Origin of the sequence: Leuconostoc citreum (assembly GCF_007954785.1) — a bacterium.
Classification (GTDB): domain Bacteria; phylum Bacillota; class Bacilli; order Lactobacillales; family Lactobacillaceae; genus Leuconostoc; species Leuconostoc citreum.
This window is the reverse complement of record NZ_CP042410.1, coordinates 1603156-1618322: the sequence shown is the minus strand read 5'-3', so window position 1 is coordinate 1618322 and position 15167 is coordinate 1603156. Positions and strand designations below refer to the sequence as shown.

Here is a 15167-nt window from a genome sequence, read left to right as displayed (position 1 = left end):
CCCAAGCACTTTTTTAATTGCCTCGAACATCGCCATGAACCAGGTGTTTAAAAATATATTTATCAGCCCAGGCAATATTACGACCTTGGAAAAGAAACGAGACAATTGTACCAATACCAAGGGCAACAAACTGGTGTGTAAATAAAAATGTGATTAAGGAAATAGCAATAGCTACTATGAAATTGCTCATCTGTGCTTTTGAAGCATTGCCGTGAAAGTAATCAAAACGTAGAATGTTTGTCAAATCGTCAAGGGGATGCAAAACCCAGTTCACACGTTGATAAATTGAGATGGCAACACCTATATTCCAAATAGCAAAGAAATCAATCGGCAAACGTAACCACCATGGCAAGGTATGTATCCCTAAATTAATAAATAGTGAAGAAAACAAGCCAACCAAAAAACTAAATGATAGGCCAAAAGCCACATTTCCCAGTAGTCTAGGCCAATTGAAATTCATGGCTAGAAACATATTGAGAAAAGCAACTGCTATGGCAAAAAGAGCTAGAAAAATTCCGATTTGCCAGCCAGTTAGATTTGCTAAGTTAGCAGCACCAGCAGTCCAAGGGGCAGATCCCATATCGGATGCAACACTTAAACCATTACCGAAGGAATTAATGACGAGGGAAACAATAAAAAAACTTATTTTTTGTTTTAATCCCAGTTGATAAAATTGACCATCAATGTAATACATATATGTCTCCCGTAAATACTAATAGTTTTATTTTATACCAATGGCAGTTAGCAAGGGTAAAATTGTTTAACGATTTATGTTTACTTTTTCACAAAACGGCGTATATTGTTAAGTGTAGATATAAAAAAATAAGGAAGATATGTGATTATGACAAAAGTAGCATTAGTAACAGGCGCTGGACAAGGCATAGGACAAGCGATTGCAGAACGATTGGCAAAGGATGGTTTTAAGTTGGCACTTGTTGGTCGTCATTTAGATAAAGTGCAAAAGGTAGCAAGCGAGATTAATCAACAAGGTGGCGAAGCTATCGCGATTAAAGCTGATGTCGCAAAGCGTGATGAGGTTTTTGCAGCTGTTAAGGCAACAAAAGCAAAGTTTGGTGATTTCTCCGTTATCATCAACAATGCTGGTGTAGCACCAACAACCCCTATCATGGCGGTTACGGAGGACGATATGAACTGGACATGGGGAATTAACGTCAACGGTGTCGTTTGGGGCACACAAGCTGCTACCGAGGCCTTTAAAGCATTAGGACATGGCGGTAAAATTATTAATGCCACATCACAAGCAGGTGTTGAAGGCAATCCTAATCTAACGGTTTATGGTTCAACTAAATTTGCTATTCGTGGCATTACGCAAACAACAGCTAAAGAACTAGCAGAGTTTGGTATTACCGTTAATGCTTTTGCACCGGGTATTGTCAAGACGCCTATGATGTGGGATATTGCTCATGAAGTTGGACAAAATGCGGGTAAGGATGATGAATGGGGCATGGCGCAATTCTCTAATGGTATCGCATTGGGCCGTCTGAGTGAAGCCAAAGATGTGGCTAATGTTGTTAGTTTCCTAGCAGGGGATGATTCAAACTATATCACTGGTCAAACGATTATCGTTGATGGTGGTATGGTATTTCATTAATAATTAAATAACTTGAATAAAAAAGCAGTTAAATGACATTGATCATTTAACTGCTTTTTTATTGTCATTACAAATTTTCTTCGTTGAGAATGCGATAAGCCATAGCTTCAGTGAGAATCATATCTGTTATAAGTTTGCCGCGAAGTGCTCCGACAACGGGTCGAGATTTTGATTTACCACGCACCAAACAGATACGTCTTGGCACTTTCATAATTTGATTAACGGGTAGGCCAACAATTTTATCATCATCTTGATTCAAAAAATGGCCATGAATATCGTATGGGCGACCGTAAATCATCCCAGCAATATCACGGAAATTGATAGTTGGGAAAATGCCATTTAGATTGTTGCACCAAATTGGAATAGATTCCAGTGAGCGCAACGTACCCAAGCCGGTAATTAACGCATCCATATTATTTGCTACAGCCAGTGTATTTTGCAGGGAAGGTTCAGAATATAGTCCCTGTCTAACGATGTCATTCAAAATATATAGTGGTGCTGGTAAAGTCAAAAATTCACCCGAAACTTTTTTAGCCGCACGTTCAACCATACGTATTGAGCCTGCAGTTGAGTTATATTTCATATTTTCACCTAAAAATTGTGTGAATTTAACCCGTTCTAAAGGCGTACTTTTGAGGCTATCAATCATACTATATATCGTTTCACCCCAAGTTAGGCCAATCACTTTATTATTATCGTTGAGTAATTTGTCAACTAAGTTCGCCGCATAATTTGATAAATGTTCTGACGTCGTAATGTTATTGATATCGTCTTGCACAACATAGAAGCTAATATCAGCATACTTGTCTTGTAAAATGTGCTCAAGTTGTGCATTGCGATGAGAATTAGCGGTTATTTCAATTTTTACAATGCCTTCTTTTACAGCTTCGTTAAGATATTTATTCACTAAGTAACGACTAATATGATATTTTTTTGAGATGTCGCCAAAGGGTCGTTTGTTCAAATAATAGTCTTCAGCAATTTGAGATAGTAATTCATGTGAACTCATATTTTGGTCCTCTGTTGCTATTGTACTAAATTTTTAATATTGAAACAAACTGTTTAAAAAATACGATTCATTTTAAAAAATTAAATTCAAAAATATTCATTCGTTTTAAATATTTAAAAAATCGTCTATTTATAAAAAAATATTTAAAAAATATCAATAAAAATCGTTGACAGTACCATAGCCTCTTACTAGAATAGGGGTTGTTAATTAATGTACATGTACAAAACACATGCTACAAAAAGAAAAGAGGCGTAGCTATGGTAAATATGGCAGAAGTTTTATCGATTCATGAAGCACACACAGGTGTATTGGATATTGAATCTAAGTTTGATATTACGACACCGTCTGAGTTGAGTGAAGCTTACACACCAGGGGTAGCTGGACTAGCAAAACTCATTGCTGCCGATGAGTCACAGAAGAAAGCTTATACAATGAGCGGAAAACTAATTCCTGTGATTACTGATGGATCAGCCGTTTTAGGGCTTGGTAATATTGGTCCCGCAGCAGGATTACCTATTGTTGAAGGAAAGGCTTTAATTTATAAAAACTTTGCGGATGTTAATGCCATCCCAATGGCTTTAAATCAAGTGAGTGTGGATGAATTTGTTAATTCGGTTAAAGCAATGGCTCCGTCATTTGCTGGGATACATTTAGAAGACATTGCAGCACCACGAGTATTTGAAATTGAACGCCGATTGAGTGAAGAACTTAACATACCGGTATATCACGATGATCAAACAGGAACAGCAATTGTTGTACTGGCAGGATTGATTAATGCCGCCAAGGTTGTTCATAAAAAATTATCAGAACTCAAAGTAATTATTAATGGCGTTGGTGCTGCTGGCGTGGCTACCGCAAAGATTTTAATAGCGGCGGGTATGACTAAGATAACCTTGATTGATGTCCATGGTGTTGTTTCACAAAATGACGATAGATATAACAGTTATCAACGTGAATTAGCACGAAAGGTTTCTCAAGCAGCTGGCGAAACATTGGACGACGTCATCACTGGACAAGACGTGTTTATTGGCTTATCAGATGCGCACGTTTTATCGGGGGAGCAGGTTGCAAAAATGGGCGTACGGCCAATCATTTTTGCACTAGCTAATCCCGTTCCAGAAATTTTACCCGAAGAAGCGCTTGCTGCTGGGGCTAAAGTTGTTGCAACAGGTTCATCACAATGGCCAAACCAAGTTAACAATGTGCTGGTATTTCCTGGCTTATTCAAAGGGTTATTGGCCAGTGGCTTAAAGCATGTTGATATGGCATTACAGGTACAAATTGCAAAAGCTTTAGCAAACATGATGACAGATCCAGACGAAACACATATTGTGCCAGGTGTATTTGGCAAAGGTGTTGTTTCTCAAGTAGAAGCAGCAGTTTTGACCTACGCTAAACAACACAAAGAGGGTAGCTGATGGCTGATATCATACGGGATATTAATCTAAATAACCCAACGCAGCGGCAATATTGGCAAACATTTTTATCTGAACTAGATATTGATAATTTTAATGAAAAAGAATTAATAGGGATTGAAAAAATAGTTGGTCTATTTGACGGTGAGCGCCTAGTGGGGACTGGCGCAATCGCAGGTAAAGTATTGAAATATATCGCCGTTTGCGACCGTGGGGCAACCTCTAAAGGGGCACGATTTAATCAGGTCATGACAACTTTGGAAAACTATATGGCAACACTTGGTCGTTTTCATCATTTTGTGTTTACAAAGCCACGATATATCGCTAGTTTTAAACACATTGGATTTGGTGTATTGGCTGAGTCTAGTCTGGGGGCGATTTTAGAAAAAGGGTTGCCTGATGTCCATAGCTTTATACGGCAGTTGCCACAAATGGGAAATCAGACCTCAAGAATAGCTGCTGTTGTCGTTAACGCTAATCCTTTTACCAGGGGACATCGTTATCTCATTGAAAAAGCGGCCACAGAAAATGATTTTGTTTATGTTTTTGTGGTTGCGCAGGATGTTTCTCTTTTCACAACGGCTGAACGCCAAATGCTTGTTTCAAAAGGTGTAGCAGATTTGAAGAATGTGGTGGTCGTCAGTGGGGGTGACTACATGGTTAGCTATCTCACCTTTCCTTCTTACTTTATTCATGATGAAACGACTGTTATTGATTATCAGACAACTTTGGACGCACGTCTTTTCAAAAATATTATCGCACCGGCGCGACATATTACCCGACGTTATGTTGGTAGTGAACCCCTATCTGAAACAACGGCACATTACAATCAAACATTGGCACGAGAGTTCGATGACAGTATCGAACTAACAATCGTACCACGATTAAATAGTCAGCGACAGGTTGTCTCAGCGCGTGCCGTACGAGAAGCTATTGCAACTGATAACCGCCAAGTTTGGACGGAGATGGTACCAGAAACGACCGCGCTGTTTATATCAGAAAATATTACCGCGCTACAAACGCGCATTAGAAAGGGACAAAAAATTGATGGAAATTAAAAAAACTGCGATGGCAGGAACGTTAGAATCTTCTGATGTACAAATTATGTTGAGTCAAGGGAGCGATGGGATTACTTTCGATTTAGTCTCAGATGTTGCAAAACAATTTGATGATGCAATCAAAGCAACAATTACGGCAGTTTTAGCACTGTATGGTGTCGACAATGCTGAGGTAAAAGTTGTTGATAAGGGTGCCTTGGATATGGTGATCAAAGCACGCGCTATGACAGCTGTGCAACGGGCATTAGACCTAGCAGATGAACCAAATTGGGAGGTAATGTAATGGCTACGGAAGAAAGATTACGCCGCACCATGATGTTTGTGCCAGGAAACAATCCGGCGATGGTTAAAGATGCTGGTATTTTTGGGGCAGATTCAATTATGTTTGATCTAGAAGATGCGGTTTCATTGGATGAAAAAGATGCGGCACGTTATCTTGTTTATCAAGCACTAAAAACAGTGGACTATGGGGATGCTGAGCTGGTAGTACGTATTAATGGCTTAGATACACCTTTTTATCAAAATGATATTAAAGCTATGGTCAAGGCTGGGATTGATGTGATTCGCTTGCCCAAAGTGGAATCAGTTGAAATGATTCAAACGCTTGAAAAGTTGGTTATTGAAGCAGAGAAACAGTTTGGACGAGAGATAGGTTCAACACAACTCATGGCCGCAATTGAATCGGCACGTGGTGTGGTTAATGCGAATGCAATTGCTATGGCATCAACACGTATGATTGGTATTGCATTATCTGCAGAAGATTACACAACGGATATGAAAACGCACCGTTACCCCGATGGCCAAGAATTAAGCTATGCACGTAACGTCATTTTACATGCAGCACGAGCAGCTGGTATTGCAGCGTTTGACACGGTCTTTACAGACTTAAATGATGAAGCTGGCTTTTATCGTGAAACGGAGCTTATTCATCAGCTTGGTTTTGACGGTAAGTCACTCATTAATCCACGGCAAATTGACATGGTGAACAAAGTTTACGAACCATCTCAACAAGAGATTTTAAATGCACAAAATGTGATTGCTGCAATTGAAGAAGCTCGTCAAAAAGGGTCTGGTGTCATTGCAATGAATGGGCAAATGGTTGACCGTCCTGTTGTACTAAGAGCAGAACGTGTGATGCGACTGGCAAAGGCCAACCACTTAGTTGATATGGAGGGAAATTACATTGAAAAATAAAGTAGCACGTGACATACCAGATAATATTTTAAAGCAAATGACACGCAAGCCTTTCAACGGTGTGACGTATGGACACCCAATAGCGCAAAGGGTTGCGCCCAAGGTTCGTGCAACCACTGGGCGTGATAAAGTTGTGTCATCAATTGACGAAGTTGTTGCCAAAACTGTCGCTGATGGGATGACAATATCATTTCATCATCATTTTCGAGAAGGCGACTACGTCTTTAATCAGGTCATGCGTAGCATTATTGATCAGGGATACCATAATTTAACTTTAGCACCGTCTTCTTTGACAAATGTTATGAACGACATTGTTGTAGAGGCAATTAAAAAGGGCGTTGTTACCAATATTACGTCTTCGGGTATGCGAGGTTCGTTGGGGGATGCAGTATCACATGGCTTACTTGAAAATCCGGTAGTCTTCCGATCACATGGTAATCGTGCACGCGCCATTGAGCAAGGTGAGATTAAAATTGACGTGGCTTTTCTTGGTGTACCCAATTCAGATAATGCTGGCAATGCGAATGGCATGGACGGTGATGCGGCGTTTGGCTCACTTGGTTACGCTTTAATTGACGCGCAATACGCTGATACTTTGGTATTGGTAACTGACAATATTAAAGCTTATCCTAATACACCAGCTTCTATCAAGCAAACGCAAGTCGATTACATTGTCAAAGTTGACGCTGTGGGAGATCCAGAAAAGATTGGTTCTGGGGCAACCCGTTTCACAAAAGATCCTAAAGAGCTAAAAATTGCTAAAACAGTGAATGATGTCATCATCAATTCAGTTTACTTCAAAGAGGGTTTTTCATTTCAAACAGGCTCTGGTGGTGCTGCTTTGGCGGTCACACGTTTTCTTAGACAAGCTATGATTAACAATCAGATTAAGGCATCATTTGCACTTGGTGGCATCACAAAACCGACAATTGATTTACTGAATGAGGGCTTAGTGGCACGTGTGATGGATGTGCAGGACTTTGATAAAGGCGCTGCTGAGTCCATGAAAGATAATCGTCAGCAACAAGAAATTGACGCGTCTTGGTATGCAGATCCAGCTAATAAAGGCGCTATGGTTGACCAATTAGATGTGGCGATTTTGTCCGCTTTAGAAATTGACACACAGTTTAATGTGAATGTTATGTCTGGATCTGATGGCATTATACGTGGTGCTATTGGCGGCCATCAGGATGCAGCAACAGCTAAATTAACTATTATCTCGGCACCGCTTGTTCGTGGCCGTATTGCAACTATTGTGCCTAATGTTACAACTGTGATTACACCCGGTGATTCGATTGATGTGGTGGTGACTGAAATTGGCATTGCTATTAATCCAAAACGGCAAGACTTAATTGAACAACTATCGCATGTCCCTGGATTACCAATTTATACCATTGAGGCTTTGCAGCAAAAAGCCGAGAAAATTGTCGGACAGGCTAAACCTCTAGTATTTACAGATCGTGTTGTAGCTGTTGCAGAGTATCGTGATGGCACAGTGATTGACGTCATCAAAGCCGTTAAAGACTAGACTAAAACGAATCGAAAGATTCGTGTACATAAAAATAAGTGAAAGAAGACAAATAATGAATATCTTCCAAGATGGACAACCTATTGATCTAGAGACAGTGCTCGCCAACAAAGACTGGCGAACTGCATTTCAGACGCAATTAGAAAAACACTATCCGGACGATGTCGTTGTTAGTGTCAAATTGAATATACCGGGACCCATTAAAAACAGCCCAGGATTACAACAATTATTTCAGCAAGGTTTCAATCGGTTGCGTATGATGCTAGGGCGCCTTCATGTGAAAGATATTAAATTTTTTGTTGCACGGCCCAGTGGACCAGAAACCTTCCTGATTGTTAGTGAAGACGTTACCACAGTTAAACGTGTCGCAGTATTGTTTGAGTCTGATATGCTGACTGGTCGCTTATTTGATGTTGATGTTATGGCTTATCATAATGAAAAGCAATTATCACGTCAGGCGTTAGGTTTACCTGCGCGGCAGTGCCTAATATGTGATAAAGATGCCAAAGTATGTATGAAGTTGGGTGCGCATACGTTAACTGAAGGTTATCAAGTCATCAATCAACTGTATAAAAAAATGGCCACAACACCATTGCGTATCTGGCCACAAACGCAAGCAGCAGTTGTACAATATGCGCTATCTGCTCTTCTTTATGAGGTGAGTGTCAATCCGAAACCTGGATTGGTTGACCCAGTAAGTAACGGTGCTCACGATGACATGACTGTTTTTACCTTTATTGATAGTAGCTTAGCTTTGACTAATTATTTTAATCAGGCTTATCGTATCGGGCTGGATTATTCAGGAGGTGAACTCACATCAATTTTTCAGATGCTCAGGAAAGCTGGCATCGCTGCTGAAAAGCAAATGTTTGTGGCAACAAATGGGATTAATACACATAAAGGCGCCATATTTTCTTTGGGTATTTTGGTTACAGCCATTGCTTACATTAGTCGTCAGGGTGTGGCTTCGCTACAGCAGTTACAACAAGTTGTCCAAGGGATGTTGCAAGGTATTGTGACGCAAGATTTAAACCACAGTTTTGGAAAACGCGTACTAACCGCTGGCGAAAAGCAGTATCAAGCCTATCAATTAACTGGTGTGCGTGGCGAAGCTGCTGCTGGATTCCCGACTGTAATGGCCATTGCTTTGCCCTTCTTGCAGCAAGGTTCAGGTACCACTAACCAAAAATTACTCGATACGTTGATGGTCATCGCTGACAATATTAACGATACCAATTTGATTAAACGTGCTGGCACAATCGCTATCATACCGGAACTAAAACAATGGATAAACCATTATTTTGAGCTAGGTGGCAGTGTCACGCCAGAAGGCCTGTCATATTTGTATACGCTTGATGAACATTTTATGACACGCAACTTGAGTATAGGCGGTGCAGCAGACAATCTAATCCTAACTACTTTTCTGGCAAAGATGGGAGGTATCTTGTAATGCACTTTTTAACAAGTGACGGGGTACAACTAACTTATACCGACGAAGGCACTGGGGATGTTGTAATTCTATTGACAGGATACTCAGGCATCAAAGAGGAATGGTATGAGCAGACAACCTACCTACGTAATCAGGGATTTCGCGTCATTACATTGGATTGGCGTAGTCATGGTGCTTCAACACGTACGACTAAAAATTTGCGCGTCATGCGACTAGCGGCAGATCTTAATGAATTGATTCAAAAAACAGCCGTCAATAATATGATCATGATAGGGCATTCTATGGGAGCCAGTATCATTTGGGCATATATTACGATATTTGGGCAAAAGAACTTAAAAAGCATTATTACGATAGATGAATCGCCTAAACCAATTAATGATGCGCATTGGCAATCAGGATTACAAGGCTTGAATTGGGATAATTTTTGGCTGATGTCACCGCATATATTAGATCGACCGATGACAATATGTGAGATACCAAAAAATTTGCGACGACGAGTAGAAAAACAACGGTCAGCATATCCCTTCAACAAAGAAATTGGGTTTGAATTACTAGTCGATCATTTAATGCAGGACTGGCGTCGCGTCATACACCAAGTGCAAGTGCCTCAACTTTTTATTTTTTCGGTGGACTCGGGATTATGGCAAGGAAATTACAGGAAATTTTGTGAAAAAGAAAACAATATTGGAATAAGTGTAAAAAGTATTGCACATGCTGGGCATTTAGTTCATATGGAAAAACCAAGCATAGTAAATGCTTTTATATCAGACTTTTTGTTTAAATCAATGAGATGAATTTAAGTGGACTATCAAAGGCGGTGATTTTTATAAAAGCAAGTTTATATTTTTTTATCTATTATTGTGAATTTTGTAACTAATTTAAAAATAAATGGAGACATCAAATCATGGGAAACAAGCAACAAAAAAATATTAACCAGTCATCTGATTGGCGCCAAAAATTAGCAAGGTTAGACAATATTAAAATTAGTGGCATAGGCCTAGTTGCCTATATTATTATGGCTGTTCTATTAGTGGTAGCTATTCGGACGCACACTTTACCGAATAATATGATTGGCGCCATTTTAGCGCTAGTTGTTATGGGACATGTTTTTTACTATATCGGGGCCAAACTACCGATTTTCCGTTCATATTTAGGCGGTGGTTCAGTTTTTACCATTGTTACGGCAGCAGTTTTAGCTGCTTCTGGTATTATTCCACCCGATGTTGTTAAAACTGCATCCGGTTTTATTAACACATCCGATTTTCTAGATTTATATATTGTATCGTTAATTGGGTCATCTATTTTTAGAATGAATCGTAGTTTAATCTTAAAGGCAGCAGTTCGCTTTTTACCAGTGGCCTTTTTATCCATGGCAGTGACATTTTTTGGTGTAGGACTTGTTGGTTTGTTGATAGGTGAGGGCTTTAGTCATTCTGTATTGTATGTCGGGATGCCGATTATGGCTGGGGGTGTCGGTGCAGGTATTGTGCCCTTATCTGGTATTTATGCGCATGCATTTGGTCATCCAGCTAAAGTGATTTTATCGCAACTTTTTCCTGCCGTTATTTTTGGTAACTTGTTGGCTATCATTAGTGCGGGGTTAGTTTCTAAAATATTTATGACGAGTAAAAATAATGGGCATGGGGCCTTGTTGAAGACCAATGAAACTGAAACAAAACAGGCAACAGAAGTATCATTAGACTATATGCAAATTGGTGTTGGTCTAACGATGTCAGTGGCATTCTTTGTATTGGGTACTTTGCTGAACAAGCTAGTGCCACAAGTGAATGCTTACGCTTTTGTTATCTTGACCATTGTGTTGATTAAATCGTTAGGTTTGTTGCCCAAGTATTACGAAGACTCTGTGATTATGTTTGGTCAATTGGTAGTAAAAAACATGACACATGCCTTGTTAGCGGGTGTCGGTTTGTCATTATTGAATATGAAGTTATTGATGGCAGCACTTTCTTGGCAGTTTGTGGTATTGTGTGTTTCAAGCATTATTATCATTTCATTATCAAGTGCAATTTTAGGCAAATTATTTGGTCTTTATCCAGTTGAAGCTGTGATTACGGCAGGATTAGCTAATAACAGTATGGGCGGTACAGGAAATGTTGCTGTTTTAGCAGCATCAGACCGTATGAATTTAATTGCGTTTGCACAAATGGGTAATCGAATTGGTGGGGCATTAATTTTGGTTGTCGCCGGTATTCTTGTGAGTTTTATGCACTAAAAAGTCTAAAGATTAGCATATTTTTAGGCTTTTTTTGTATACAGGCACAGAAAAACGATTATTCCGGCAATCCTTTTCACCTGAAGCGATAACAGCAAAGCAATTTATTAATAAGCATTATTATAATAACATTGGAGAACTAAGCAGCTATCAACCAGTTACCCTATGCAATTTTATTAAACAACTACCTAGGAACCGTATGATTCATCTAGATCGTGGTTGGTCCCATTTATCTGAGCTATTAGCTGTGCTAGATCATTTTCCCAACCAGCAACAGCAAAAATAAAACCAAAAGCAGAACAGATAGCCACTTTGCGTCAGCACAGAATAAAGTATATGACGGTTGTGATTGTTAATCATGACAGTGAGTTGCAGTATATTCTCAATCACTTGACTGACGAGATTAATATCATTGGTATTGAATTAGTGGCTGCTAATCTTTCAGATTCGCATGTACAGCTAGATGTCATTAAGCATATCAAGGCTTTGGGATTAACTGTAATGATTAATACGTTGACTTTAAATACTACCACGTCACTTTTTGGGACGCTAGATGATGATAACGCTATATTAGCATCGCCAGAAAATATTTGGCAGGAAGTTATGATAAATTATCAACCTAATATGATTAATACCGACTGGGCGCCATTATTAAGTCAGTATCGTCGGCAGTTAGAACATTAAAAACCTACCTTTTAATGGGCAGGTTTTTTTAGCCTTTTCCTGCAATAAAAAGGGCTATTTCCTTCATATTGTTTATTAATGCACAATTAATCACTTATTATAAAAGCGCTTACAAAACGCTTTATATAAGCTATTTAAGATAAATGAATAAAAAACTTGCTTTTTTTAAAGGGGTGTTATATACTTATATTGTTAAGAAATGAGCAAACGATAAAAGGAGCATTAATTATGGTAGAAGCAACAACAAAGAAGCCAGTCAAAAAGGTTTTGACGCCCGAAGAAAAAGCAGCATTACAAACTCAGGCAGAAAAAATGACGGCAGAACTAGTTGAAAAGTCACAAAAAGCTTTAGCTGAGTTTTCAACATTCACGCAAGAACAAGTGGATAAAATTGTTGCAGCAATGGCATTAGCTGGATCAGAAAATTCATTGTTATTGGCTCACGAAGCACACGACGAAACTGGTCGTGGTGTTGTCGAAGATAAAGACACCAAGAATCGTTTTGCATCTGAATCAGTATATAACGCTATCAAATATGACAAGACCGTTGGTGTCATTAATGAAGATAAAATTCAAGGAAAGGTTGAATTAGCTGCGCCACTTGGTGTTTTAGCTGGTATTGTGCCAACAACTAACCCAACATCGACAACTATTTTCAAGTCAATGCTCACAGCGAAGACACGTAATACAATTATCTTTGCTTTCCATCCACAGGCACAGAAATCATCATCACATGCTGCACAAATTGTTTATGAAGCAGCCTTAAAGGCTGGTGCACCTGAAAACTTTATTCAATGGATTGAAAAGCCATCAATCTATGGCACAAGTGCGTTAATTCAAAATACGGGTATTGCATCAATCCTAGCAACTGGTGGCCCATCAATGGTTAATGCAGCCTTGAAATCAGGTAATCCATCAATGGGTGTTGGGGCAGGTAACGGTGCAGTTTATATTGACGGTACGGTAGATACTGATCGTGCTGTTTCAGATTTGTTGTTATCAAAGCGTTTTGATAATGGTATGATCTGTGCTACAGAAAACTCAGCAGTTATTCAAGCTTCAGTCTATGACGACGTGTTGCAAAAGTTGCAAGATCAAGGGGCTTACCTCGTACCTAAAAAAGATTACAAGAAAATCGCGGACTATGTTTTTAAGCCGAATGCTGAAGGTTTTGGTGTAGCAGGTCCTGTTGCCGGCATGTCAGGCCGTTGGATTGCAGAACAAGCTGGCGTTAAGATTCCTGAAGGCAAAGATGTTTTGCTGTTTGAATTGGATCAAAAGAACATTGGCGAGGCTTTATCATCAGAAAAGTTGTCACCATTATTGTCAATTTACAAGGTCACAGAACGCCAAGAAGCAATCGATACAGTACAAGCATTGTTGAATTATCAAGGTGCAGGACATAACGCAGCGATTCAAATTGGCTCACAAGACGATCCGTTTATTAAGTCATATGCTGACGCCATTGGGGCATCACGTATTTTGGTTAACCAGCCAGACTCAATTGGCGGTGTTGGTGATATTTATACAGATGCCATGCGCCCATCATTAACGCTTGGTACCGGATCATGGGGGAAGAATTCATTGTCTCACAACTTGTCAACATACGATTTACTCAACATTAAAACTGTGGCACGTCGTCGTAATCGGCCACAATGGATCCGTTTGCCAAAGGAAGTTTACTATGAAGCAAACGCAATTACCTACCTGCAAGACTTACCATCAGTTAAGCGTGCCTTTATCGTCGCCGACCCTGGTATGGTAGAATTCGGCTTTGTTGGTAAGGTTTTGAGTCAACTTGAGCTTCGCCAAGAACAAGTTGAAACGAACATTTATGGATCAGTTAAGCCAGATCCAACATTGTCACAGGCTGTTGACATTGCCCGCCAAATGGCTGATTTTAAGCCCGATACAGTGATTTTACTTGGTGGTGGTTCAGCCTTAGATGCCGGTAAGATTGGTCGCTTCTTGTATGAATACTCAACGCGTCATGAGGGTATTTTATCAGATGAAGAAGGTATCAAAGAGTTATTCATGGAATTGCAACAAAAGTTCATGGATATTCGTAAGCGTATTGTTAAGTTCTATCATGCACGTTTGACACAAATGGTGGCGATTCCTACGACATCAGGAACTGGTTCAGAAGTGACACCATTTGCCGTTATCACAGATGACCATACTCATGTGAAGTACCCCTTGGCTGATTATGAATTGACGCCTGAAGTGGCTATTGTCGATCCTGAATTTGTCATGACAGTACCAAAGCGTACAGTAGCCTTTTCTGGGTTGGATGCTTTGTCACATGCCTTTGAATCATATGTATCAGTCATGGCTTCAGAGTTCACACGACCATGGGCATTGCAAGCAATTAAGCTAATTTTTGAAAACCTCACAACATCTTACAAGTATGATCCAAAGCAGCCAACCAAAGAAGGACAGAACGCACGTACAAAAATGCATTACGCTTCAACTTTGGCAGGTATGTCATTTGCCAATGCCTTCTTAGGCATTAATCACTCACTTGCACACAAAACAGGTGGTGAGTTCGGTTTGCCACATGGTTTGGCCATTGCGATTGCAATGCCACATGTGATTAAGTTTAATGCTGTAACAGGTAACGTTAAGCGTACACCATACCCACGCTACGAAACTTACACAGCACAAAAGGACTATGCAGACATTGCGCGTTACTTAGGTTTGCAAGGGACGACAGATGCTGAATTGGTTGATGCCTTAATCGCAGCGATTAAAGCATTAGCAAAGTCGGTAGAAGTTGACCAAACATTGTCAGGAAACGGAGTTAAAAAAGCTGACCTTGAAAAGAATATCGATCAGTTGACTGACCTTGTATATAATGACCAGTGCACACCTGGTAACCCACGCCAACCAAGTTTGGCTGAAATCAAGCAATTATTGATGGATCAACTTTAAAATGTTATAAAGCAATATGTCAGATTTATTTATTAAGTCTGGCATTTTTTTTA

14 protein-coding genes are annotated in these 15167 nt (G+C 39.7%); 12 read left to right on the top strand and 2 right to left on the bottom strand.

Going from position 1 to position 15167, the window contains the following annotated elements; translation table 11 throughout:
* Positions 1-13: 13 nt before the first annotated feature.
* On the bottom strand, positions 14-694 hold the full coding sequence (locus FGL72_RS07990; protein ID WP_004902448.1) for a DUF6198 family protein: 681 nt from the start codon (positions 692-694) through the stop codon (positions 14-16).
* A 147-nt stretch (positions 695-841) separates the two neighbouring features.
* Here FGL72_RS07990 and FGL72_RS07985 point away from each other — a divergent pair, with 147 nt between their 5' ends.
* A complete protein-coding gene (locus FGL72_RS07985) occupies positions 842-1612 on the top strand; it encodes a (S)-acetoin forming diacetyl reductase (protein WP_004902450.1) in 771 nt (256 codons plus the stop codon).
* A gap of 67 nt (positions 1613-1679) precedes the next feature.
* Here the strand turns inward: FGL72_RS07985 and FGL72_RS07980 are convergent, their stop codons facing one another.
* Complete coding sequence (locus FGL72_RS07980; RefSeq protein WP_004899675.1) at positions 1680-2621, bottom strand: sugar-binding transcriptional regulator; 942 nt, start codon at positions 2619-2621, stop codon at positions 1680-1682.
* Between the two features lie 257 nt (positions 2622-2878).
* On the opposite strand from FGL72_RS07980, the gene FGL72_RS07975 reads away from it, so the two are divergent.
* The 11 genes from FGL72_RS07975 (at position 2879) to adhE (ending at position 15114) form a co-directional block, all read left to right on the top strand.
* Positions 2879-4039, top strand: coding sequence for an NAD(P)-dependent malic enzyme (locus FGL72_RS07975; RefSeq protein WP_048801853.1), 1161 nt, complete (start codon positions 2879-2881; stop codon positions 4037-4039).
* Positions 4039-5094, top strand: coding sequence for a [citrate (pro-3S)-lyase] ligase (citC, locus tag FGL72_RS07970; protein ID WP_004904600.1), 1056 nt, complete (start codon positions 4039-4041; stop codon positions 5092-5094). Before FGL72_RS07975 ends, citC begins: the two co-directional genes overlap by 1 nt.
* Complete coding sequence (gene citD / locus FGL72_RS07965) at positions 5084-5377, top strand: citrate lyase acyl carrier protein (RefSeq protein WP_004899669.1); 294 nt, start codon at positions 5084-5086, stop codon at positions 5375-5377. Before citC ends, citD begins: the two co-directional genes overlap by 11 nt.
* Positions 5377-6288 carry a citrate (pro-3S)-lyase subunit beta gene (citE, locus tag FGL72_RS07960; RefSeq protein ID WP_048801852.1) on the top strand — a complete coding sequence of 304 codons (912 nt, stop codon included), beginning with the start codon at positions 5377-5379 and terminating at the stop codon, positions 6286-6288. Before citD ends, citE begins: the two co-directional genes overlap by 1 nt.
* Entirely contained in the window at positions 6278-7816 is a 1539-nt protein-coding gene (gene citF / locus FGL72_RS07955; protein ID WP_146992908.1) for a citrate lyase subunit alpha, read from the top strand. Before citE ends, citF begins: the two co-directional genes overlap by 11 nt.
* A gap of 55 nt (positions 7817-7871) precedes the next feature.
* Positions 7872-9266 (top strand): triphosphoribosyl-dephospho-CoA synthase CitG, encoded by a 1395-nt coding sequence (gene citG / locus FGL72_RS07950; RefSeq protein WP_146992906.1) that lies wholly within the window; start codon positions 7872-7874, stop codon positions 9264-9266.
* Positions 9266-10060: an alpha/beta fold hydrolase gene (locus tag FGL72_RS07945; RefSeq protein WP_040176525.1), complete on the top strand. Its 795-nt coding sequence runs from the start codon at positions 9266-9268 to the stop codon at positions 10058-10060. The genes citG and FGL72_RS07945 overlap by 1 nt, the downstream gene beginning before the upstream one ends.
* A 110-nt stretch (positions 10061-10170) precedes the next feature.
* A complete protein-coding gene (locus tag FGL72_RS07940; protein WP_004904591.1) occupies positions 10171-11499 on the top strand; it encodes a 2-hydroxycarboxylate transporter family protein in 1329 nt (442 codons plus the stop codon).
* Between the two features lie 34 nt (positions 11500-11533).
* Complete coding sequence (locus tag FGL72_RS09870; RefSeq protein WP_243130141.1) at positions 11534-11785, top strand: hypothetical protein; 252 nt, start codon at positions 11534-11536, stop codon at positions 11783-11785.
* 50 nt (positions 11786-11835) lie between these two features.
* Positions 11836-12183: a hypothetical protein gene (locus FGL72_RS09865; protein WP_243130140.1), complete on the top strand. Its 348-nt coding sequence runs from the start codon at positions 11836-11838 to the stop codon at positions 12181-12183.
* Positions 12184-12411: 228 nt separating this feature from the next.
* Positions 12412-15114: a bifunctional acetaldehyde-CoA/alcohol dehydrogenase gene (gene adhE, locus FGL72_RS07930; protein ID WP_004899657.1), complete on the top strand. Its 2703-nt coding sequence runs from the start codon at positions 12412-12414 to the stop codon at positions 15112-15114.
* Positions 15115-15167 lie beyond the last annotated feature (53 nt).